The organism is Paenibacillus chibensis (genome assembly GCF_004001045.1).
GTDB lineage: Bacteria > Bacillota > Bacilli > Paenibacillales > Paenibacillaceae > Paenibacillus_AQ > Paenibacillus_AQ chibensis.
The window spans coordinates 65,360-88,705 of record NZ_BIMK01000021.1; the positions used below are offsets into that span (position 1 = coordinate 65,360).

General features: G+C 52.8%; 20 protein-coding genes. 1 reads left to right on the forward strand and 19 read right to left on the reverse strand.

The window, feature by feature from the left end:
* Nucleotides 1-29: 29 nt before the first annotated feature.
* The 4 genes from PCH05_RS17085 to PCH05_RS17100 all read right to left on the reverse strand — a co-directional run bounded on the left by PCH05_RS17085 (nt 30) and on the right by PCH05_RS17100 (nt 4,447).
* The gene (locus tag PCH05_RS17085) at nt 30-713 is read right to left on the reverse strand and encodes a metal-dependent hydrolase (RefSeq protein ID WP_127604076.1); all 684 of its coding nucleotides are present in this window, start codon (nt 711-713) and stop codon (nt 30-32) included.
* A gap of 94 nt (nt 714-807) precedes the next feature.
* Complete coding sequence (locus tag PCH05_RS17090) at nt 808-1,698, reverse strand: cell wall hydrolase (RefSeq protein ID WP_246049676.1); 891 nt, start codon at nt 1,696-1,698, stop codon at nt 808-810.
* Nucleotides 1,699-1,940: 242 nt separating this feature from the next.
* A complete protein-coding gene (gene thpR, locus PCH05_RS17095) occupies nt 1,941-2,546 on the reverse strand; it encodes an RNA 2',3'-cyclic phosphodiesterase (RefSeq protein WP_164766687.1) in 606 nt (201 codons plus the stop codon).
* Nucleotides 2,547-2,692: 146 nt separating this feature from the next.
* Nucleotides 2,693-4,447 carry an ABC transporter ATP-binding protein gene (locus PCH05_RS17100; RefSeq protein WP_246049678.1) on the reverse strand — a complete coding sequence of 585 codons (1,755 nt, stop codon included), beginning with the start codon at nt 4,445-4,447 and terminating at the stop codon, nt 2,693-2,695.
* Nucleotides 4,448-4,748: 301 nt separating this feature from the next.
* On the opposite strand from PCH05_RS17100, the gene PCH05_RS17105 reads away from it, so the two are divergent.
* The gene (locus PCH05_RS17105; RefSeq protein WP_127604078.1) at nt 4,749-5,720 is read left to right on the forward strand and encodes a D-2-hydroxyacid dehydrogenase; all 972 of its coding nucleotides are present in this window, start codon (nt 4,749-4,751) and stop codon (nt 5,718-5,720) included.
* A 66-nt stretch (nt 5,721-5,786) separates the two neighbouring features.
* Here PCH05_RS17105 and PCH05_RS17110 read toward each other — a convergent pair whose 3' ends face one another.
* The 15 genes from PCH05_RS17110 to PCH05_RS17180 all read right to left on the reverse strand — a co-directional run bounded on the left by PCH05_RS17110 (nt 5,787) and on the right by PCH05_RS17180 (nt 22,915).
* Nucleotides 5,787-6,770, reverse strand: a complete 984-nt coding sequence (locus PCH05_RS17110; protein ID WP_127604079.1) for a TRM11 family SAM-dependent methyltransferase — start codon at nt 6,768-6,770, stop codon at nt 5,787-5,789.
* A gap of 57 nt (nt 6,771-6,827) precedes the next feature.
* On the reverse strand, nt 6,828-7,766 hold the full coding sequence (locus PCH05_RS17115; RefSeq protein ID WP_127604080.1) for an MsnO8 family LLM class oxidoreductase: 939 nt from the start codon (nt 7,764-7,766) through the stop codon (nt 6,828-6,830).
* Nucleotides 7,767-7,801: 35 nt separating this feature from the next.
* Complete coding sequence (locus PCH05_RS17120; protein ID WP_127604081.1) at nt 7,802-9,211, reverse strand: deoxyguanosinetriphosphate triphosphohydrolase family protein; 1,410 nt, start codon at nt 9,209-9,211, stop codon at nt 7,802-7,804.
* 273 nt (nt 9,212-9,484) lie between these two features.
* Nucleotides 9,485-10,669, reverse strand: a complete 1,185-nt coding sequence (locus tag PCH05_RS17125) for an anti-sigma factor (RefSeq protein WP_127604082.1) — start codon at nt 10,667-10,669, stop codon at nt 9,485-9,487.
* Nucleotides 10,659-11,171, reverse strand: a complete 513-nt coding sequence (locus PCH05_RS17130; protein ID WP_127604083.1) for a sigma-70 family RNA polymerase sigma factor — start codon at nt 11,169-11,171, stop codon at nt 10,659-10,661. The genes PCH05_RS17125 and PCH05_RS17130 overlap by 11 nt, the downstream gene beginning before the upstream one ends.
* A gap of 223 nt (nt 11,172-11,394) precedes the next feature.
* Nucleotides 11,395-12,291 carry a nickel transporter permease gene (nikC, locus tag PCH05_RS17135; protein ID WP_127604084.1) on the reverse strand — a complete coding sequence of 299 codons (897 nt, stop codon included), beginning with the start codon at nt 12,289-12,291 and terminating at the stop codon, nt 11,395-11,397.
* A gap of 11 nt (nt 12,292-12,302) precedes the next feature.
* Nucleotides 12,303-13,307, reverse strand: a complete 1,005-nt coding sequence (locus PCH05_RS17140; RefSeq protein ID WP_127604085.1) for an ABC transporter permease — start codon at nt 13,305-13,307, stop codon at nt 12,303-12,305.
* 17 nt (nt 13,308-13,324) lie between these two features.
* The gene (locus PCH05_RS17145; protein WP_246049679.1) at nt 13,325-14,995 is read right to left on the reverse strand and encodes an ABC transporter substrate-binding protein; all 1,671 of its coding nucleotides are present in this window, start codon (nt 14,993-14,995) and stop codon (nt 13,325-13,327) included.
* Nucleotides 14,996-15,271: 276 nt separating this feature from the next.
* Nucleotides 15,272-16,261, reverse strand: a complete 990-nt coding sequence (locus PCH05_RS17150) for an ABC transporter ATP-binding protein (protein ID WP_127604086.1) — start codon at nt 16,259-16,261, stop codon at nt 15,272-15,274.
* Complete coding sequence (locus tag PCH05_RS17155) at nt 16,258-17,247, reverse strand: ABC transporter ATP-binding protein (RefSeq protein ID WP_127604087.1); 990 nt, start codon at nt 17,245-17,247, stop codon at nt 16,258-16,260. Before PCH05_RS17155 ends, PCH05_RS17150 begins: the two co-directional genes overlap by 4 nt.
* A gap of 625 nt (nt 17,248-17,872) precedes the next feature.
* The gene (locus tag PCH05_RS17160; RefSeq protein ID WP_127604088.1) at nt 17,873-19,534 is read right to left on the reverse strand and encodes a glycerol-3-phosphate dehydrogenase/oxidase; all 1,662 of its coding nucleotides are present in this window, start codon (nt 19,532-19,534) and stop codon (nt 17,873-17,875) included.
* A gap of 53 nt (nt 19,535-19,587) precedes the next feature.
* Nucleotides 19,588-21,081, reverse strand: coding sequence for a glycerol kinase GlpK (gene glpK, locus PCH05_RS17165; protein WP_127604089.1), 1,494 nt, complete (start codon nt 21,079-21,081; stop codon nt 19,588-19,590).
* A gap of 536 nt (nt 21,082-21,617) precedes the next feature.
* The gene (locus PCH05_RS17170; RefSeq protein ID WP_127604090.1) at nt 21,618-22,331 is read right to left on the reverse strand and encodes a glycoside hydrolase family 73 protein; all 714 of its coding nucleotides are present in this window, start codon (nt 22,329-22,331) and stop codon (nt 21,618-21,620) included.
* Nucleotides 22,328-22,597: a phage holin family protein gene (locus tag PCH05_RS17175; RefSeq protein ID WP_127604091.1), complete on the reverse strand. Its 270-nt coding sequence runs from the start codon at nt 22,595-22,597 to the stop codon at nt 22,328-22,330. The genes PCH05_RS17170 and PCH05_RS17175 overlap by 4 nt, the downstream gene beginning before the upstream one ends.
* A gap of 21 nt (nt 22,598-22,618) precedes the next feature.
* Nucleotides 22,619-22,915, reverse strand: coding sequence for a hemolysin XhlA family protein (locus PCH05_RS17180; protein ID WP_246049681.1), 297 nt, complete (start codon nt 22,913-22,915; stop codon nt 22,619-22,621).
* Between the last annotated feature and the right edge of the window lie 431 nt (nt 22,916-23,346).

Consider the following 23,346-nt stretch of genomic DNA (forward strand, 5'->3'; position numbering starts at 1 on the left):
ATGTGGTGAATGCCGGCTTGCGGGATGCTTTATATTTCGAAGCTCTCGCCCGGTTTAAGCGGATACCCTTTGATTCCTTCCTGACTGAGCCGTTCACAGAATAGAGCCCCATCCTGATGGATGCCCGAAAAGGTATTGTAGTGTACCGGCAGCACCTTCTCCGCCTGCAGCCATTTCGCCGCGAGCAGGGCGTCCTCCGGCCCCATAGTCAGCGCGTCACCGATCGGAAGCGCAGCCGCATCAATCTTGTTCATTTCCCCGATCAACCGCATGTCTCCGAACAGCGCGGTATCGCCTGCATGAAAGAACGTTCGGCCGCCCATCGTCAGCAAAATGCCGCCGGGCTCGCCTGCATATATCCAGGTATCTCCGACCGAAACGGAGGAGCTGTGAAATCCCAGCGTGTATTTAACCTTGAAGCCGTCGAAGGACTGGCTGCCTCCTATGTTCATACCGTAGGTCTGAACGCCTTGGCTGCGGCAGTATTCCGCGAGCTCGAACACCGCAATGATCGGGCATTCGTTCGCCTTCGCAATTTCGATGCAGTCTCCAAAATGATCCGAGTGTCCATGCGTCAGCAGTACAGCGTCCACATGAATGTCTTTAGGCGCTATGCCCGAAGCCGGATTTCCCGACAGGAACGGGTCGATTATAACGCTTCTTCCCTCCGCCTCTACAAGTACGCAAGAATGACCATAATACGTAATTTTCATGAATGTGGCACCTCCTACAATAAATTACCCAAACATGAAGCGGATTGATCCATTCGGAATGAAACAACCTGTACCTATCCGTTCCAATCGGCATTTATTTGTAAAAAGAGTGGTTCCCGATCCGCTTCTCAAAGGTACGTGTATGATGTACCGTCAAATCGTCCGCCAGCTTAAGCGAAAGAAAATAATACGTATCGTCCGTGACGGCCTTCTTGCCGTTCAACGCTTCATTGGCAGCATGAATACTATCCTGGTTTGGCTTCACGCGATCAAAGCGCCCGTTGGCCACAGGACTGAACTGATATTTCTGATAAATGACCTTTTTGATCGTATTGGGAAAATTGGCTGACCGCAGGCGGTTCAAGACAACGTTCGCGACAGCGATTTTGCCTTGGTACGGTTCGCCTTCTGCTTCTGCCATGACAATTCTTTGCAGCAGGAGCACATCATCAGCGGATACATTGTACTGCCAGGTCGATTGATTCTGTTCCGATGGACTCAGCAGTTTGGTCCGGCTGAAGAATAAAGTTTTAGGGGGAGTCAGCTGAGGATTCAGCTCTTTCTGATGGGAAGCCTCCACTTTTGCCGCTTTCGGTTCTGCAATCTGCTGCGGAGCCGCAAGCCGGGTCTTTGCCTGGGATGATTGCGCAGGAAGACTTTCAATCAGGATCGAATTTGTTTTATTCTTCCATAAATTGAAATTATTTACATTTTGTAGGCGCAAAGGCATTTTAAAATGAGTCGATGCTGACGCCGTGTTCGGTGTTATATGATCCGCCTTGGCTGGAACAACCTCGGTTTTACTAAAAGAGATCGAATCAAAGCGATTCAAATTCATGGTGCTTTTATGCTGCAATTTATGGGCCTGATCGTTTTGAAGAAGCAAACAAATCGCAGAGAAACACACTAGAAGAACTCCGATTAGCAAAGCCATCCAGCGGTTTTGTCGTAGAGTGTACATATTTCTCCTCCTATATTCCGGCACATTCCCTTCTTATGTAACCGAAAATATAGGTTTTGAAAACCTATCAAACACATTTTCAGTAATTTGCTGCATCCGCGAATTCGAAAAACAGAACAACAGGGTACTTTTTTTACAACATCAACAGCTTCGTGACGGCACAATTTTACGGTTCACAGGATACGGCTAAAGGGAACAAGCTTATTGTATTATGTGCAGGAATGAATGATATGACTTAAAAATAAAGCTCGAATCTGCCATTTCTACTAATCTTCCATTCGGAAGGACTCTAGTATCTCATACATTGGAGAATCGTGCAAATGCGTGGAAAAAAGTGCAAATTCACGGACGGTCCAAAAGTCCTCCCTCTCCGTTTGTTCAGAGGACGCTGTTTGCGGAAGCAACGCCGGTAGCTGATGCAATTGAAAAGGCTCATTTCCCGCGTATTTTCGGGCGATTGTAATATGCGGGCGATACGGCCGCGACTCCTTCATAAATCCGAATTCCTCCATGTCTTCCGTCACCTTTTCCTGCAATTTGCTCAACATCCCGTTGTGGTCAATTACTCCAGCCCAAAGCACTCTCGGAGAGGTCTCCGTTCCGAAGACACCCACGTTTCCAGTCTCCAGCATAAACGGTTGGAATTGGCAGGCTGTTTCCTGAAGCTTTTTCGCGATCGCCGGTACCCGATCCGGGCTCACATCGCCTAGAAATTGGATGGTAATATGATAATCTTCCCTATGCGTCCATTTTTTGAATGTTAGCTGGCCTTGCTGCTGGGATCTCCATTCCCCCAATTGTATCTTTAGCGAATCCGGTAATTTGACCGCGATGAATAATCGAAGCTGCTCGCCTTTCACTGGGTTACCCATGACTAATTTCCCCTTCCACAAATTTTTCCTACTATATAATACCTTCATTTTATCATACCCCGAAAATCCCCTCATTCTCCAAAAAACGAGAAAAAAAGAAACCCCCGGAAAACTTCCGGAGGGTTGCCTTAGTGTGAGTATCCAAATTATCCAAACTGAGCCTGATGCAGCCTCGCGTAGACGCCCCCGGTCTGCAGCAGCTCTTCGTGGCGTCCATGCTCGGCAATGCCGTCTTCGGTGACCACGATAATTCGGTCGGCATTCCGGATCGTCGCCAGCCGGTGCGCGATAACGAGCGTGGTGCGGTTGACCGCCAGCGTTTCCAGTGCCTCCTGGATGATGGCTTCCGTTTCGGTGTCGAGGGCGGAGGTAGCTTCATCCAGGATGAGGATCGGCGGATTTTTAAGAAACATGCGCGCAATGGCCAGCCGCTGGCGCTGTCCGCCGGACAGCTTCAGTCCCCGTTCCCCGATGACCGTATCGAGGCCCTCCGGCAGCGAGGCGACAAGCGATTCCAAATGCGCTTTCCGCACCGCTTCCAACAGCTCGGCCTCGCTTGCGTTCAGATCGCCGTAGGCGATGTTTTCGCGGATCGTCCCGCTGAACAGAAACACATCCTGCTGCACCATCCCGATCTGCGAACGGAGCGAATGTTGGCTCATCTCGCGGATATCGATGCCGTCGATGGTAATGCTTCCCTCCTCCACATCATAAAAACGCGGAATCAGGCTGCACAGGGTCGATTTTCCCGCTCCGGAGGGTCCAACCAGAGCTACCGTTTCACCGGCCTGAACCGTCAGAGTGATGTGCTCCAATATCCGTCTGTGATTTTCATAACCGAACGAGACGTCGGAGAATCGGATATCGCCGCGAAGCTGGCTGACTTCCACCGCATCCGGCTTGTCTTTAATTTCCGGCTCGGTGTCCATAAGGTCGCAAAAGCGCTTGAAGCCTGCCATTCCCTTTGGATAGCTCTCCATCAAGGCGTTGATCTTATCGATCGGCTTCAGGAAAATATTGACGTACAGCAGAAAAGCAACCAATTCGCCGTAAGTCAGCTTCTCATGGTAAGCGAACCAGGCTCCGCATATCAGGACGATCAGCGAGATCAGCCGTGTCAGCATGTACATGCCCGAGACGCTGAACGACATTGCCAGATACGAGCGCAGCTTGGCCAGACGGAAACCCGCATTGCTGATGCGGAAACGCTCGATTTCGTACGCCTCATTGCCGAAGGACTTCACGACCCGAATGCCCGAGACGCTGTCTTCAACGCCGGCGTTCAGCTCCGCGATATTGCGGAACATTTCCGAGGAGGCGTAGTTTAATTTTTGATTGAAAAATACGATCAGCCACACGATGAACGGCATAATGATGAAGGTAATCAAGGCAAGCTGCCAATTGACCGTCCACATAATACAGAACGCCCCGACGAAGGTCATGACGGCGATGAACATATCCTCCGGCCCATGATGGGCCATTTCCCCGATATCGAACAGGTCATTGGTCATGCGCGACATCAGATGGCCTGTTTTTGTATTGTCGAAATATTTGAACGACAGCTTCTGCACATGGTTAAACGCCTGCTGGCGCATGTCCGATTCAATGTTAATGCCAAGCTTATGCCCCCAGTAGCTGACAATAAACTGTAAGCCCATGCTGATGAGATAGAGCGCGAGCAAACCGCAGCCGGCGGCAATAATCGTTCCCCATGCCCCGTCCGGCAGCAGCTTGTCCACCACCCATTGCACCGAGACCGGGAACCCGAGCTCCAGCAATCCCGCCACGACCGCGCAGCCAAAATCGATCATGAACAGCTTTTTATGAGGGCGGTAATACGCCATGAACCTTCGGATGAGGCCCGGCTGCTGCACCGAAGCCTTACCTGCATTTTGCATCATATTCGTTTTCAGCCTCCAAAATCTGTAATGTTATATTGATTATATCGCATCAAACCCCGGCAGAGACGTATTCTTTTGGAAAAACGCTTGATGCTTTTCACTTTTTGTTTAAATCTGGTATCCTATATAAAATGAAATAACGATGGACATAACGTTATTTCAATTTATGTATATAAAATGAAATAACGACCATGCTGATTACGTTATTTCAATTTATGTATATGAAATGAAGGAAAGCAAGGAGATAACGTTATTTCATTTATCATACTCTACACATACCGCTGAATGAGGAGGCCCAAGCATGAAACATATCGTATGTCTGCATTCCCTGACACCGGAGCAAATCCGGCAAATCGAACAAGCAGCCCCCGGCTTTGAACTCATCGTTAAAAATAAAAAGGAACTCTCGCCGGAGCAGGTCCAAGCCGCCGAGATCATCATCGGGTGGTCGAAAACGATTGTCGAGCACGCCCTTCAGGAAGACAGCCAGTTGAAATGGGTGCAAACCTGGTCCGCAGGCGTGGATACGCTGCCTCTGGAGCGTTTGCGGGACCGCGGCATTCTGCTGACCAACTCCAGCGGCGTGCATGCGATTCCGATCTCGGAAAGCATCTTTGCCATGATGCTCTCCTTCTCGCGCCAGATGCATATCGCCGTCCGCCATCAGCTTCAAAAGAAATGGGAATCTGACCTGAAAGTTCCGGGCCACAGCACGCTGGGCGAGATAAACGGCAAAACGCTTGCGATCGTCGGCGTGGGAGAAATCGGCAGAGAAACCGCAAGGCTGGCTCAAGCCTTCGGCATGAAGGTGATCGGCGTGCGCCGTTCGGATCGGCCGGAGCCGAATGTGGACCGCATGTATACGATGGAAAGCCTGCATGAGGCGCTTGGCCAAGCCGATTACATTGTGAACGTCCTGCCGTTAACGGATGAAACACATCATATGTTTGACGCCGCGGCCTGGAACGCAGCCCAAAAAGGAGCCTGTTTCATCAATGCGGGACGTGGTCCGACCGTAGACACCGCTTCGTTAATTGACGCTCTCCGCAGCGGACAAATCAGCGGCGCCGGCCTGGATGTATTCGAGCAGGAGCCGCTCCCGGCAGACAATCCATTATGGGAAATGGATCAAGTCATCATCACGCCGCATGTCGCCGGAAGCAATGACCGCTACACCGAGCGGGTGGTAGATATTTTCACGGAAAATGTGAAGGCCTATGTTGCTGGGCAGAAGCCGCCGCGCAACCTCGTGGACTACGAGCGGATGTATTAACATATTGAACATATGAAAAACCCCCGGCTGCTCTATTGAAGAGAAGCCGGGGGTTTGCTTTGCCTATCACGCTTCGCATAGCCACACATGCCGCACGAAGTTCCCTTTCCATACCCTGCATTCATCCACGATACGAAATCCGTTTTCCTCGATCCGATCCCGCACTTCATCTTCCGTGGATACGATCACTGCCCTGGGCGCCAACCGGCGCAGGCTGGCCAGCATCCGGTTTTGTTCTTTCACAGGAAGAACGGAGCAGAGATTATACGGCATGTCCAACATCGCTGCGTCGAAACGCCCTTCCAGCTCGTTCATGTCTCCCAGCGTGACGCGGTCCGTCGCGTATCCGTAATGCTCCAGGTTCGTCCGGGCTCCGCGGATCGCCAGCGGATTCATATCTCTTCCCGAGATTTCGAGCCCCATGGATAACGCCTCAATCAGGACATTTCCCATGCCGCAGCAGGGATCCACCGCCTGCATATGTTTAGCAATGACCGGAGTCATGATATTGACCAGCGTTCTGGCCAGGGCGGCGCTTAGCCCGGTCGAGTAGTTTTGCGGCTTATGGATATGCGCATGCCAGGCCCGAGCGGGAAAATGGCAAATGCCAAGCAGCCATAGGCCTTGGACAGCGATCAGCCCCAGCGTCACATCCGGGTTCTTCATGTCTGCCCTGCCCCGAACCCGGCTGCCGACAAGCCGTTCCCATGCCCGCTGCTCGTCGTAAGAATACGGATCACCCGATTTGATATAGGTAACCTTGTAGGTGCGACCGCCGATGATGGGCTCTAAACCGCCCGCCCGTGCCGCGATCTCCGCCGCCGAAGCTCCGCTCAGCAAAATATCAACGCGCGCAGACAGAAACGGACTGCGATCCGGATCGATGACCCGGGGACTGACCGTCAACAACTCCGATCCGTAAATCACGCTGCCCCCAAACAAGGCACGCATTTCCATCGCGCACAGTTCTGCCTCTGTCTCATGGCTGGCATGCGTGTACAAGCATATGCGCTCCTGCTTAGCCAAAGCCTGCTCTATCTTTTCCTTCATGAATGCTTCCTTTCCTGATGACTCATGCCTAACTCTCATACAGAGCGCCTTATGTGGCTACTTCAGACAAGCGTCTGCCAGCAAGCGGTAGGATTCGAGCCGTTTCCCATAATCCTGAACGGGGGTAAACACAAGGAACTCGCTGCTGCCGCAGTGGTCCGCAAGCTCCAGAAGCTCCGTCTTCAGCTGCTCCGGCGTGCCGTGCACAAGCCGCCTTTGCGGCTCTGCCGCCTGTACCTCCTGCCCGCTGCGCTCCGGCCCAGGCAGCTTCGCCGACCGCAGCAGCTGCTGCGCCTCCGTTTCCGTCTCCGCACAAATGACGCCGATGGCGACCATCGTGCGCGGCCGGTCCTGCAGGCTGGAGGGATGAAAGCTCTCCCGGTACGTCTGCAGCACTTCCGCCCCGTCTCGCTCGCTCATGAATTGGCCGAAAACATAGCCTGTCCCGTATTCCGCCGCGAAGCCAGCGCTTTTGCTATTCGTGCCGAGCATCCATACATCGGGCTGAATTTCCGGAAAGGGTCTCGCTTGAACCCGCTCGTCTTCATATACATACCGGTCTTCCAGCAGCTTGATCAACGCACGCATCTTCTTCGGCATATCCGCCACATTCTGCAGAAAGTTGCCGCTGAGCGCCATGGAAGCATGGGCCGACCCCCCCGGCGCGCGTCCGATGCCGAGATCGATGCGTCCGGGATAGAGCGCTGCCAGCAGGCGAAAGCTTTCCGCTACCTTGAGCGGGTTATAGTGCGGCAGGAGAAGAGCGCCGGTTCCAAGCCGGATTCGGCTGGTTTTCGCTCCGATATGGGCAAGCAGCACCTCCGGCGATGCGCAGGACAGATTCTCCAGGTCATGATGCTCGGCCGCCCAGTATCGGTTGTAGCCCCACGCTTCGGCAGACTGCGCCAGCACCGCAGCTTCCTTCAGCGCCGTTTCATATGAAACCTCTTCCAGCTTCGGTACCAAATCCAGCACGCTTAAGCTGAGTTTTGTCATCTCTATAGACCTCCCCTCTCGCAAGAGCGGTATCTTTAATCCAGATCGTAAATGGACCCTACCTTTAAACCGTACAACTCATTATAGATCTTTTCCGCAAACGCGTCTGTCATCCCGGCAATATAATCGATGACCATATGCTCCCATGTCCAGATCGGATGGCTGCTCGCCTGGTCCTTCTCGTAACGATGCAGCCAGTCGGAAGGAATGATGGATTTGGAGGTGACGGGATCCAGGAAAGCGTCCCACAAATGCTTGATCATCCATTCGCTGCGTTTTTGCAGGCGCTGTACGCGCAGATCGCGGATCATCGTCACCCAGGCGAAGCTCTTGAGCACACTGACCGTGCGCAGCATATCAAAATCCTCTTCGCTCCCTTTTATGAACGTCACCTTTTTCCAGTCCCCGTCTTCGATCACGCCCAGATGGCTTACGAACAGGTTCACCCAGAACGCCTTGACCTCGCGGCGCGTGCGCGAATAATCATGCTCGCAGTAAGGCAGCTTCTCGTTCCATACCTGCAAGAAGGAGGTCATCACGTCCTCCACCTTCAGCCGAATGCGGTCCGCGTCCCAGCCTTTCCAGAAGGAATCCTCCAGCGTCATGATTTTCTCGATGATCAGGCGGATAATGTGCGGATCATGCAAAAAATGCTCATGTACCTCAATTTTCCCGGCCTTGATGCCGTCCTCCAAATCATGCGCGGAGTAGGCGATATCGTCGCATAAATCCATCAGCTGCGATTCGAGCGTTCTTTTACCGGATGGGATGCCCCAGTCCTGGCGGATCTCCGAAATGTAGCTCCATTCATGGTGGTAGAGCCCCTTTTTACTGGCCGTACCCGGAAACGGGTATTTGTTGATTCCGAGCAGCACCGCATCGGACAGGTTGAGGCCATCGACGTTTTCCCGCTTTTCCAAAAACATGATCAGCCGGAAATTATGCGCATTTCCTTCAAAATGCTCGTACTTGTGGCGCATGCGCAGGCGCACGTCGTGAATCTGCTCGGAGTTCATGTACAGCCCTTCAACCGCTTCCTTCGTTTTATCCTTGATCAGCCGGTCCAAAATCCCGTCAAGCACCTCTTCGCCCTTATGCCCGAAAGGCGGGTGTCCAAAATCATGGGCGATCGCCGCGCATTCCACCACCTCCGGATCAATCACGAGTCCCGGATTGTCGGCCATGTCCTCGGTGACCTCGGGGTAGGCGCGCACCAGGCTTTTGGCCGCTTCGCGGGCAATTTGCGCTACCTCCAGCGAGTGCGTCAGCCGTGTCCGGTAGTAATCTCCGGTTCCCGCGCCGAACACCTGCGACTTGCCCTGCAGGCGGCGGAAGGTCGGGGAATGGATCAGCCGCGAGTAATCCCGTTCATACGTCGCTCTGGACGCGTCTAATTTGGTCAGTTCAGGGTACTGGCGGTGTTCTCTTTTTTCCTTGATATTCATAATCAGCACTCCTTGCACCCTTTTTATATTTTTATCATTATAAGACATTTTCGATCCCGGCTGTACTTGCGAATTTGTGCATGCGTGGTCCCTCTTCTATCCATTCTGGCCAATCCACGGGGCAAACTTCCGCTAATCGCGCATTCCTCCGCTTGACGCGGTCTCTCCCATCAGAAAAATAACCGCTCATCATTCGATGTAAACCAAAAAACCGTCCGGTTCAGACCGTAAGGGTCTTGAACGAACAGCTTTTGTCTGTAACGCTACGGGGCCTTACCAGTTCCATAGCGCTACCTTGCCGACTTGAAGGGCGGATACCTCCGAATCGTCTTTCAGCTTTAAAATTTCCTTGGTCGGTCCGGTGACGACAACACCGTAGATCTTCACCCCGTTTTTCTCCACGTAATCCAGTGTCGCTTTCAAGTCCACAAACGGGATCAGGCGCTTCGCGATGAATTTATGCTTTACCAGTACCTTCAGTGTATTCACAAAGTTCTCGTCCCGGATATCTCCGGAGCCGTAAACATCCAAAGAGGGATAGGAAGTGACCGAACGCTTCTCTAGCGTCAGGAACCCTGTTTTTTGCTCCGAAACGTTAGATGGAATGCCATCCTCCGGGAGCCACACGGGATTCATCGGGAACCCGATCGGATTCAGCTCCACTCCGCCATTGAGGCTCCTCCATTTGGCAGATGCATCCCCGCTGTCGACCGCGAACCATAGCGGATTCATCTCCTTGCCCTTAAACTGCTGCAAAATTTCATCTGTCGTATACAATCGTTTATACGAGACAAAAGCCTCGGCTACGGTCCCCTCGGGAAGCTTCTGCAGTCTCTCCCACGCTTGATCGCTGTTAAAACCGCTGCTGCCCGGGTATTGAAACATGGCCTTGCCGTTTGCTTCGCGGTCCGTCCAGGACAAATCGTACAGCCTCATCCAATTAAAAAGAAAAGAAGCCGAGAAATCGCCAACCTCGATATGTTCTTTCCCCACCGTCTTGGTTACCGGACTTCTGACCTTCATATTAAAATACGGTCCGGCGTCGCTGCTTAGCCTCACATCCATATTCGGATAGGCTACCGCGATCGCCGCCTCAATCACATGCCGGTCGGTGTTACCATAGCCGGGATTGCCTAGAGAATAAAATAAGGAGGTCCCGATCGAAGACAAAAACGTGATCCAGATCAACAGGCTGATCAAGGTAAGCACGGTGTTGATACGGGCTTTCCACTTCCCTTTGCGAAGCAGTCTCGCTTCCCGTTTATGCATTTTCGCATCGTCGACGGTCAACGGACTTTGACTCGTATCCCTCCGGTCCGCCTCATTCTCCAGCAGCTCATCCAGATAGGCTTGGTATGTCTCCATCTTCGCAAGCTCCAGCTCGAGCTCCGCCCGCTCTTCCTCAGGCAGCTTGCCGTCCTTATAATCCTGTAGCTTTCGTTTGAAATCATCGCTCATCCTGATCGCTTCCTTCCCGGTTCTTCCGCAGCTGCTGCCTCGCCCGAAACAGCGATATTTTAAAGTGGGACAGCGTAATGCCCATAATATCCGCGCTTTCCTGATACGAAAATTGATGCAGGTCATATAAAATGATTGCCTGCTTCTGCAGCTCGGGCAGCCTTCCGATCCAGGCCAGGAGCGTATCATTGCTTTCCTTTTGCAGCAGCGATTGCTCCGGACCCGCCTCGTCTTCGGCCGGTATCCGCTCGAAAAACTCGTGCGGCGACACGACGCTGCGTTTCTCCTTGCGCTTCATATCGATAAAAGCGTGATACGCCACGCGGAAAAGCCACGGCCTGACCTTCTCGTCCTTGTAATTTTCCAGGTGCACGTAGGCACGGTAAAAGGTTTCCTGCACCAGATCCTCCGCGGCAGCATCGTCTCCGCAAAGGGTCCGTAAATATCGGTAAACATCCGGCATATATTTCCGGTACACGCTTTCGAGTGTGCTGCGCTTCATCATCCAATCCCCTCATACCTAACCACGTTTCAACCATGCGGAAAGTTACATGATATTTAATAAATCTTTCCAAAGCATCTTCCTCTTTCCCATTCCTTCCACTTTACCTGACGATTTCCTGCAAAAGACCGGAGCATCCTCTCGGAATAATAGCAATCCAAAAAAAGCGGCCCCTGATCTCGGCATGAGATCAAGGACCGCTTTCGTAAGCCAACGGCTTCCGTTAATTTTTCATTTTTGGATCCAGTACATCGCGAAGACCGTCGCCGAGCAGGTTGAACCCGAGCACCGTCAGCATAATCGATACACCCGGGAACACAACCGTCCACGGCGCCTTCTGAATGAATTGACGGGAGTCGGACAGCATCTTGCCCCATTCCGGTTCCGGCGGTTGTGCGCCGAGCCCCAGAAATCCTAGAGCCGCGGCTTCAATGATCGCCGTCGCGATGCCGAGCGTGCCCTGCACGATAATCGGCGTCAGGCTGTTCGGCAAAATATGGCTGATGAGAATCCGCATATTTTTCATCCCGATCGCCCGGGCCGAGGTAATGTACTCCTCGTTTTTCAGACTGAGCACCTTGGCCCGCACCAGCCGACCGTAGGTCGGAATGTTGACGATCGCAATGGCATATAGCGCGTTTTGCAGCGAAGGGCCGAGAATGGCAACGATCGCAATCGCGAGCAGAATGCTCGGGAACGCCAGCAATATATCGAACAGCCGCGAGATGATCATATCCGCCCATCTGCCGAAATACCCGGCGATAATGCCCAAGGCGGTTCCCATGATGATCGAAGCGATAACCGAGAAAAACCCGACCCAGAGCGAAATGCGCGCGCCATACAACACCCGGCTGAACAAATCCCGGCCCAGGTCATCCGTACCGAACCAGTGGGTGGATGACGGCGGCTTTAACCGGTCCATCAGCTGCTGATCCTTATAGCCAAAAGGCGCAACTGCCGGCGCAATCACCGCGATAATGATGAACACCACGATGATGAACAGACCGATCATCGCGGTTTTATTTTTGCGGAACGCCCTCCACGCATCACGCCAGGGGCCGGGTACCTCCTCCATGACCGGAGCGGCGGAGGAGCTTGGGTTTACCGTAACTTCTGCCATGTCCTTCCCCCTTACTTGTACTGGATGCGCGGATCAATCAAGGCGTACAGCAGATCCACAATCAGATTAATAACGATAAACAGGAACGCAATAATGAGGATGCCGCTCTGAATGACCGGATAGTCCCGGGAGCTGATCGCTTCGAAAATATACCGGCCCACCCCCGGCCAAGCGAAGATGGTTTCCGTCAGTACCGCTCCGCCAAGCAGCGAACCGGTCTGCAGGCCAATGACGGTCAGCACGGGAATGGAGGCATTCTTCAGCGCATGCTTGTACACCACAAAGAACTGGGACAAGCCTTTCGCCTTGGCCGTGCGCACGAAATCGGACTTCATGACCTCCAGCATGCTGGAACGCGTCATGCGCGCAATGACGGCCATCGGAATGGTGCCAAGCGCGATGCTTGGGAGCACCAGATGCTTGATCACCGTCCACAGCTGATCCCAGCGGCCGGCGATGATCGAGTCGATGATATACAGGTTCGTGACCGACTCCACCGGGTCGCGCTGGTCCATCCGGCCGATCGAAGGCAGCCAGTGCAGCTTGATCGAGAAAATCCACTGCTCCATCAGCCCCAGCCAGAAGATCGGCATGGAGACTCCGATCAACGCAATCACCATAATAACGTAGTCAAACCAGGAATTTTGCCTCCAGGCGCTGATGATCCCCGCATTCATCCCGACGAAGGTCGCGAACAGCATGCTTGTCATGGTCAGCTCCAGCGTGGCGGCAAGATACGGCAACATTTCCTTGGCAATCGGTTCTTTCGTCCGAATCGATTTGCCCAGATCACCTTTCACCAGGTCACCCAGATACGTACCATACTGCTGGAGCCAGGGCTTGTTCAGCCCCAGCTGCTCCCGCAGCGCCTCCTTGGATTGCTCGGTGGCCTTTTGGCCGAGAATCGTTTCGGCCGGATCCCCCGGAATGGCATGGATAATGGAAAAGACAATGATCGTCATCCCGATCAGGACCGGGATCAGAATCAACAGGCGTTTCAATACGTATGAGCTCAAAGCAATTCACCTGCCGATTATTCAAAGTAGACGTTGCTGTAGGCTTCGGTTCCGGTTGGAGATGGCACATATCCTTTCAGGTTGGCTTTGGCGGCCAAGATTGGCGTCGTATGCACGAGCGGAATCCAAGGGATATCCTTTTTGATCATTTCCTGCGATTGCTTATACAGTTCCACACGCTTGTCCTGGCTGACTTCCTTCTGGGCTTCGATCAGAACTTTATGAAGATCCTCATTCACGTAGAAGCTGCGGTTGTTGCCCGGAATGGAGTCCTTATCCAGCAAGGTATAGATAAAGTTATCCGGGTCACCGTTGTCGCCTGTCCAGCCCATCATGTAGATGTCATCCTTGGCGCCGGCTTTCGTATCGTCGAGATACGTCGCCCACTCCGGAGACTGGATGTTGACCTTCACGCCGATTTTCTCAAAATCAGCCTGGATTGCTTCGGCCACTTTCTTGCCGTCAGGCATGTAAGGGCGGGATACCGGCATCGCATAGAACGTCACAGGATCCGGCAATCCGTTCGGATATCCGGCATCTGCCAGCAGCTTTTTCGCCGTATCCAGATTGTAATCATAATCCTGAATGCTATCGTTGTAGCCCCACAGCGTAGGAGGCATCGGGTTTACGGCTGGTTTGGCCTGCCCTGCAAAGAAGGCATCGATAATGCCCTGTTTATTGACCGCGTGGCTCAGTGCTTCTCTCACTTTTACATTATCAAACGGCTTTTTCTTCAGGTTGAAGCCGAGGTAAGCGACGTTGAAGGAAGGACGGTTGATCTTCTGCAAATCGCTTTTGCTTTCGAGCACGGACAGATCATCCGGGTTCAAATCCTCCATGATGTCGATTTCTCCGTTTTGCAGCGCGTTGAAGCGTGCGGAGTTGTCCGGGATGGAGCGGACGATGACTTTATTCAGCTTCGGCAGCCCTTGCTTCCAGTAGTTCGGATTCTTTTCGAGCGTAATGGAGTCATTGCGCTTCCACTCTTTGAAGACGAATGGGCCTGTGCCGACCGGCTCGTTCTTGAAATTCTCCTTCTTCTCCTTGATCGCCGTCGGGCTGGCGATGCCAAAGCAGGTCATGGCGATATTTTGCAGGAACGGCGCTTGCGGTTGTGTCAGCGTGAATTCGACCGTATTGGCATCCACTGCTGTTACGTCCTTAATGACGCGCGAGCCGTCCGGTCCAAACATGGAATCATAGTAGTCGAAGGAATCGTCTGTGAACTTGTATTCGCTCTTCGGATCGCTCCAGCGTTTGAAGTTGAACACAACGGCGTCTGCGTTAAAATCCGTGCCGTCATGGAATTTCACGCCCTGGCGCAGCTTGAACGTATATTTCAGGCCATCCGGGGATACTTGCCAGCTCTCGGCGAGCGCCGGTTGAACCTCGGTTTCCCCTTCTTTGTACTCGAGCAGAGAATCGAATACCTGGTGACCGATTTTCAAGGACTCTCCATCGGTTACGATCGCCGGATCCAGCGCTACCGAATCTCCGCCGCGGCCGAATACGAGCGTATCCTGCGTTTTTTTCTCCTCCGGCTTCGGCTCCTCTTTCTTCTCATTGCCGTTGTCGGTTGTCTTCGGCGTCTCGGATGCCTGCTGATTGTCGCTCTTGCTGCCGCATCCCGCAAGCGCAAAGACGAATACCATCGTCAGTGCCAGGAACATGCTTGTCCATCTCTTCATTGTTTTTTCCCCTTTCTTTTCTGGCTCCATGCTGAGAATAGTTCGAGTTTTCGGATGGGTGACTACGGTAACGGCTCGTACTTCGGGTCGCTGTTGTCTCCAAATCGATTCCGTCCCCTCAGATTACCTCCACCTCTTACAGGAACAACTCAGCCTTCAGGCCATTCTCCACGGATAGAATGTTATATGCGGGACCTTGCCGGACCCCTTCGGAATCCTGAAAACCTTGCAAGGCCTTGAAGCAGCAGTTACGCCGCGTGAAACCAATGGAATCGGCTACTGTATCCCCGACAAAGCCGGCGTATACAGATGGCAGGCCGTCATGTGACCGCCCCCCGTATCCAGCAGCTGAGGGCGCACCTCGCTGCAGACCTTCATCGCCTTCGGGCATCGGGTGTGAAAAGCGCAGCCCACCGGCGCATTGGCCGGGCTCGGCACTTCCCCCTGCAGAATGATCCGCTGCCTTTTGAAATCCGGATCAGGCTCCGGCACGGCCGAGAGTAACGCCTGTGTATACGGATGCTGCGGCTTGTCATACAGCTGATGCTTGTCCGCGATTTCGACGATCCGCCCGAGGTACATGACCGCGACGCGGTCGCAAATATGCTTCACCACGCTGAGGTCATGGGCGATAAAGATATACGTCAGGTTGAATTCGTTCTGTAAATCCTGCAGCAGGTTAATGACCTGCGATTGGATCGATACATCAAGCGCCGATACCGGCTCATCCGCAACGATCAGCTTCGGCTGCAGGGTGAGCGCCCGGGCAATCCCGATCCGCTGCCGCTGCCCGCCGGAGAATTGATGCGGATAACGGTGCAGATGCGTCCGGGTCAAGCCCACCACATCGATCAGCTTCTCGATCCGCTGCTGCCGTTCTTTGCGGCTCTTGATGCCGTGCACGATCAGCGGCTCCTCCAAAATACGCTGCACGCTGTGCCGCGGATCGAGCGAGGAGTACGGATCCTGGAAAACGATCTGCATGTCCCGGCGCTGCTTGCGCATTTCCTCGTTGGACAATCCGGTGATTTCCCGGCCTTCGAACAGCACTTTCCCTTCGCTCGGCTCAATTAAACGCAGGATCGAGCGTCCCGTCGTCGATTTGCCGCAGCCCGATTCGCCGACCAAACCGAAGGTTTCCCCCCGGCGTACGGAAAAGGAAATATCGTCGACGGCTTTGACTTGTCCGACCGTCTTGTTCCACAGCCCCTTGCGGATGGGAAAATACTTTTTCAGATGCGAAACCTCTAGCAGTGTCTCACTCATACGGCATCCTCCTGTGGGGTCTCATGCAGCCAGCACCGGCAACTGTGACCGGCTTCCTGCTCCGTCAAATTTGGCAGCGCTTCCAAGCATTTTTGCATCACATGCGGACATCTGGCGGCAAAGCGGCATCCCTGCATATTTTTGCTGAGGACCGGTACGTTGCCCGGGATGGAATACAGCCGCTCCCTCGTCTCGTTCATGCGCGGTACGGATTGAATCAGCCCCTGCGTGTACGGATGAAGCGGATTTTTGAAAATGTCGTGCACGCTGCCTTCCTCCACCACCGTGCCGGCATACATGACCGCGACGCGATGGCACATTTCGGCAACGACGCCGAGATCATGCGTGATCATCATGACGGCCATGCCCTGCTCTTCGTTCAGACGGCGGATCAAATCCAGAATCTGCGCCTGAATCGTTACATCCAAGGCAGTCGTCGGTTCGTCGGCGATCAGGACCTCCGGATTGCAGGCGATCGACATCGCGATCATGACCCGCTGCCTCATCCCGCCGGAAAGCTGATGCGGATACTCATCGATGATGGATTCCGCTCGTGCAATCCCCACCTTCTTCAGCATGTCGAGCGTAATGGAGCGCGCCTTCCTGCGGCTGACACCCCGGTGCAGGCGTACCGTTTCCGTAATCTGCTGGCCGATCGTAAAGAGGGGGTTAAGCGAAGTCATCGGCTCCTGAAAGATCATGGAAATCGAGTTGCCGCGAATTTTCCGCATCTCCCATTCCCTCATCGGAACGATATCCTTCCCTTTGAAAAGGATAGATCCGCTTACAATCTTGCCTGGCGGATGAGGAACAAGCTTCAGCACCGACAGGGAGGTCACGCTTTTGCCGCAGCCGGATTCGCCTACGACACCGAGCACTTCACCCGGGTTCAGATACAAATCGACACCGTCAACAGCCGGAATTTCTCCACGATCCGTGAAAAAATGCGTCCGCAGATCCTTGATCTCGAGTATTGGCTTGCCCATGCAAAAACTCCTTTGTGCTAGTAATGGGTGGCTTGATGGAACAATTGAACGAAGGTCAAATGGGTGCAAAAAACAGCCCTGCCACTCGCCTTTTTTAAAGGACATGCAATCAGGTTCAGGTTCTAACACGTTTTCAGGTTTGCTGTTTTGCTGGAATTCCCTTTACGGATGGACGTTGTTAAAGTTACAGCGCTTAAATTTTGAATTAAATTACGTTAACCCGAGGTCGAACAAGATGTGCTTGGCAGAATGCTTTGGTAGGAATAAGCAGGAATGGTTATGCATGATTGTGTAGTGAAGTCGTAGGAGTAATTGTGACTTCTGTCTGCATAAGAAGTGAGTCAAGCTTGGGATGAATGGGTCTGGGATGGATAAAATCGTTGAATAGCATCAGATTCCGCAGATAGTATAAAACTATTGTTGTTTAATACAAAACTTTACTATAAGAAATAGACAGTTTCAAGAAATTTTTTACAGCATGTCAGAATTATATTCAGACATATTTCTACATATTCATACAAAATTAGTCATAAAAAATAAAAATGCAAAATACTTGACCGGGCTAAGGTCATGATTTTGCATTTTACGCTCCGATTCGCTGTCTCTCGCAATCCAGGGGTACGTTCTAATCGCGAACCGGGACGACGGCATCCGCCAGCGCTTTCTCCATCACGGCCGTAAATCGCAATTGAACCTGCGGACTCCAGCCCAGACGGTCAGCCATCATGTCGATGACAGGCTGCTTCATTTGCCGTGCCAGCTCGATGTTGAACAGTGTTGCACCCGTACGGCGCGTCAGGAAATCCACCGGCGTTGCCGCCATCTCCTCCTCCAATGCATAGGCGAGCTGTCCGTACACGGGAAGCGTAAGATTGTATGTCCGCGCTTCCTCCTTCCCCTCGGCCACCCGCTTGTACACCTTCGGCGCGTTGGTGCCGTACATCCTTGCGATCCGGATCGCCTCATCCTGCGACAAACCAGCCTCTACGCCAGCGGAAGCGGTCTTTTGCACAAAAGCGTCAAAGGCCTTGGAGCCGCCCATGTCTCCTCCGGAAATCGGCAGATGCCTGGTTTGGCACGGTTTGAAGGAACGCTGCTGGAATTGGGCCAGCTTGGTGGCCAGCACATCGACAATCGTTTCCGCCATTTTGCGGTATCCGGTCAGCTTGCCGCCGGCAATCGTCAGCAGGCCGCTATCCGATTCCCAAATCTCATCCTTGCGCGAAATTTCCGAAGGGTCCTTTCCCTCCTCGTAGATCAGGGGACGCACGCCGGCCCAGCTGGATTCGATATCCTTGTCCGTGATGCTCACGTCCGGGAACATGAAATTGATCGCTTTGATGATATAGCTCCGGTCGCTCGTCGTCATTTGCGGATGCACGGGGTCCTGCTCGTAAAAAGTGTCCGTCGTGCCCACATAGGTTTTGCCGTCGCGCGGGATGGCAAACACCATCCGTTTGTCCGGCGTATCGAAATAGACTGCCTGCCGCAGCGGAAACCGGGACTGGTCGATCACGAGGTGAACGCCTTTGGTGAGCCGGAGCGTTTTGCCTTTTCTCGACGCGTCCATTTCCCGAATGCGGTCAACCCACGGACCCGTGGAATTGATGACCTTGGCGGCCCTGATCTCATAGGAATCCCCGGTGAAAAAGTCGCGGACGACAGCCCCCTTCACCTGTTTATGTTCATCATAGATCAGGCTTTCCACTTTGGTATAATTCAAGGCCGTTGCGCCGTGCGTTACCGCCGCTTTCATGACCTCAATGGTCAGACGCGCATCGTCCGTGCGGTATTCGACGTAATAGCCGCCCCCCTTGAGGCCGTCCTGCTTGATCAGCGGCTCTTTTTCGAGCGTTTGCCGGATGGACAGCATGGTGCGGCGTTCGCCCTTTTTCACGCCCGCGAGAAAATCATAGACCCTCAGGCCTATGGATGTGCTGAATTTGCCGAACGTGCCGCCCTTGTGCATCGGCAGCAGCATCCATTCCGGCGTCGTCACATGCGGTCCGTTCTCGTACACGATCGCCCGCTCTTTTCCAACTTCAGCCACCATCCCGACCTCGAACTGCTTCAGGTAGCGAAGCCCGCCGTGGACCAGCTTGGTCGACCGGCTGGAGGTGCCTGCGGCAAAATCCTGCATCTCCACCAGTGCCGTTGTCATGCCGCGAGTGGCCGCGTCGAGGGCGATTCCGGCTCCCGTAATGCCGCCGCCGATTACCAGTACGTCAAAGGTCTGCCCGCTCAGCGCAGACTTGATCTGTTCCCGCTCCAAATTCGTAAAAGCCATGTATGCTCATCTCCTCTGCTTGCACCAAAGGCCTTAACAGGCGCGCATATATTCTATAACTTGAATGTTATTGCGGCGTTAACGGCTTTTTTCCAGCCTCCGTATAGCGCTTCGCGTACATCTTCGCTCATCTGCGGCTCGAATTCATGCTGCTTGGCCCACAGCTCCGAAATTTCGTCCTGGCTCTTCCAGTAGCCTACCGCAAGACCGGCCAAATACGCTGCGCCAAGCGCCGTCGTCTCATTGACGACCGGTCTTTCCACGGTTACGCCCAAAATATCGCTCTGGAACTGCATCAGGAAATTATTGTGCACGGCGCCGCCGTCCACGCGCAGCGTTCGCAGCTCGATTCCTGAATCGGCCTCCATTGCGGAGATAACGTCCCGGGTCTGGTAAGCGAGCGATTCGAGCACCGCCCGGATAAAATGCTCCTTCGACGTACCGCGGGTGAGGCCGAACACCGCTCCGCGCACATCACTGTCCCAATACGGCGTCCCGAGGCCGACGAACGCAGGCACCACGTACACGCCGTCCGTGCTGCTGACTCTGGCCGCGTAATCCTCGCTCTCCTTGGAGTCCTTCAGCATACGCAGACCGTCTCGCAGCCACTGCACGGCAGAGCCCGCTACGAAAATACTGCCCTCCAGCGCGTATTCCACGCGTCCGTTGATGCCCCACGCGATCGTGGTCAGCAGGCCATTCTCGGAGTGGACCGCGGTTTCACCGGTATTTTTCAGCATAAAGCAGCCGGTGCCGTACGTGTTCTTGGCCATCCCTTCATCAAAACAAGCCTGGCCGAATAATGCCGCCTGCTGGTCGCCGGCCGCCCCGGCAATCGGGATTTCCTGACCGAAGAAGTGGTGCTTCACGGTGTGGCCATACACCTCGGAGGAAGGCCGCACTTCTGGCAGCATCGACGCCGGCACGCCGAGAATATCCAACAGCTCCTCGTCCCACTGCAGCTCGTGGATGTTGTACATCAGCGTGCGGGAGGCGTTCGAGTAGTCCGTCACATGCCGCTGTCCTCCGGTAAATTTCCAGATCAGCCAGGAGTCGATCGTCCCGAACAGCAGCCGGCCCTGCTCGGCCTTTTCGCGGGCGCCCTCCACGTTGTCGAGAATCCATTTCACCTTGGTTCCCGCAAAATACGGATCGATGAGCAGGCCGGTTTTTTCGCGGATGAGATCGTTGTAGCCCTTCGCTTTCAGCTCCTCGCAGATGCCGCTCGTCTGCCGCGACTGCCACACGACCGCGTGATATACGGGTTCCTCTGTTTCTTTATCCCACACCACGGTCGTTTCCCGCTGGTTCGTGATGCCGATGCCCTCGATCTGCTCCGCCTTCACGCCCGATTCGGACAGAAGCGAAGCGATGACCGACAGAATCGAGCCCCAGATCTCGTTGGCGTTATGCTCCACCCAGCCCGGATTCGGAAAATATTGCGTAATCTCCTTTTGTGCGGTGTAGACGATCTCCCCGGCTTTATTGAATAAAATCGCGCGCGAGCTCGTCGTGCCTTGGTCCAAAGACAGTATGTATTTTTCCATCGCTCTCCCCCGGTTTGTTGGAATTGGTGTTCATCTATGGAAGCTGGTTGTAAACGCTTTAGAAAAGGTTGATGAAATTTGGCCAAAATAGGGTCATTAGTCGATATCATATGCTTATCTCTTATGCTATTCCAAAACGATTCATATTTGAAGAACAAAATTTGAATATGTTTAAGTTCAAGTTCTTTACTATGTGCATGGTGGACGCTGCGGTGACGGATCGTTCTTCCGATCGCTGTTGTCTCCAAATTTCTTTATCTTATATTCTAAAGGTAGAAATTCGGAGACAAAGGCGACCGCTGCGCTTCTTCAGATCGATTCCGTCCCCTCCGCTGCTTTGAGCTGTATATTTGGTGTACTGCTAATTCGAAAGTTGAATCCAATACCATATCTATTCTACAAAAGCCTTGAACTTTGACTCTTTCATAAAAATTGAAACGGGGCCGCTATTGATCTAAGCATATCGATAATCTATAGCCCCGTTAATTTGTTGCAAACATGAATTCCCTCCTGTCCCGTTCTAATGGCTGCGAAATTTACAACAATTTCAGACGCTGTAAAACCGCCAGCATCCGGTAGAAGTCGTAGCTTCCTTGGACAGGTGTATCGATCAACCCGGCTGTAGCAGCGGATTGCACCGCGGATTCGGCCCATGCCGGTGTCTGCATTTGGTCTTTGGCTGTTAAACGGGACAGTTGTCCTTCTAGATCTTCTACCCTTTTTCTCAAGTCTTGAAGCTGCTGAAGCTCGGCCGTCTGCATCGGATCTGCATCTCCTTTTTCGTTGTCCGTGGTATCGTATTGTATCAGTTGGTAGGTCTCTATGATACGAATTAGCTTCGTAGGATACTCCGGGTCGGTGGCATAGCCCCCCTTCCAAACTGCCTCGGCTGCTTTTTGATAATCTGCATGAAGAACGCCGTGGTAACGGGTCGGATTATCCCGGGTGCCTTTCAGAAGCAGCTCGGAGTGATCCGTGATCGATTCCGTCCAGGAATGGTATTTTCGGAAGGAGGCGGTCACCTTGACCGGCTTTCCCTTCACATACTCTGTCGTGGGCATGTCCACGCTGCCTGCCGGTCCCTTGCCTTTGATGCCGAACAAATTGTTGGCCTGCTGCGCTAACCTGCTCGTTCCCCAGTTGGATTCAAGGATCGCTTGGGCGATCGTCAGAGAGGCAGGAATGCCGGTTCGCAGCATGTCTGAGATGGCGCAGGCGGCGAGGGTGGAGATGAAGTCATTTTTGTTCAATGCGGCTCACCTGTTTTCTTGGTCTGTTTTAGCACCTGATTGCCGTATACTGCAAATGCGCCGGAGAGTATGCCTTGAATGATTGCTTCAGGGCCAAATTGCGTGAGCCAGATCGTGAGTAGTACAGCAGCTACAGTTACGATGTACACGATTGTCCAGTCAGGGACTTTCGGAGTCTTTTTCAGCATAAAGCCAATAATCCAGCATGCCGCTACGACGATGATCAGCTTAGGGTCGATTAATTGCCAAATGGTGTTCCAATCCATGGTTGGTTCATCTCCTTTTCGTTATTGTCCGGATAACTTAATTGCTGTCACGATAGCAGCCATGATGATCGAGATTGCTGTACCGCCAATGGTTCGCCACAGCCATTTTTGTCCCTCTTCGATTTTGTCCAAGCGCTCCAACGCAGACTCTGCTTTCTGCAAGGCTGCTTTTGAAGTGTCGCGAGCAAATTCCACATTCGACGCCAAGGCAGGGACAGACTGCAGCGTTTGTTCAATGCGGGCTAATTGAATTTGAATATCGACAAGCAGTTTCGAATCTGTGTCTGCCATTTCATTCACCCCTTCAATATCAGTCATGGGTAACCTCCTTTGGGACACGAGAGTAAAAAGCCCTCGAATGAGTTCGAGGGCATGAGGGTCTGGTTTTTTAGTTGTTACATTTTTTTCAAATGTGAAAAAAATGTCGTTAATCTACTATTTTGTTATGACTGTTTTAGGAAATGTACAGAAAGTTGTTATATTGTAGAACATACTGTCAGTCTTTAAGCGGGTATATCAGCATAATCATAGTAATTTCTCTCACCTAGTCGTTAATAAATAACATTTATACCCTTTATTACAATTTTTATGCAAGAACCAGTATGTTATTATCTTTACTTAAGAAACGGTATCAACTGTAAAATCTGCACTTGGAACTATAATCATGCACATTCTTCATTACCATGAAATTATTACAGCGCCATTAGCTCCAGCACTACCATATCCCATCCTATATGCTCCAGTACCGC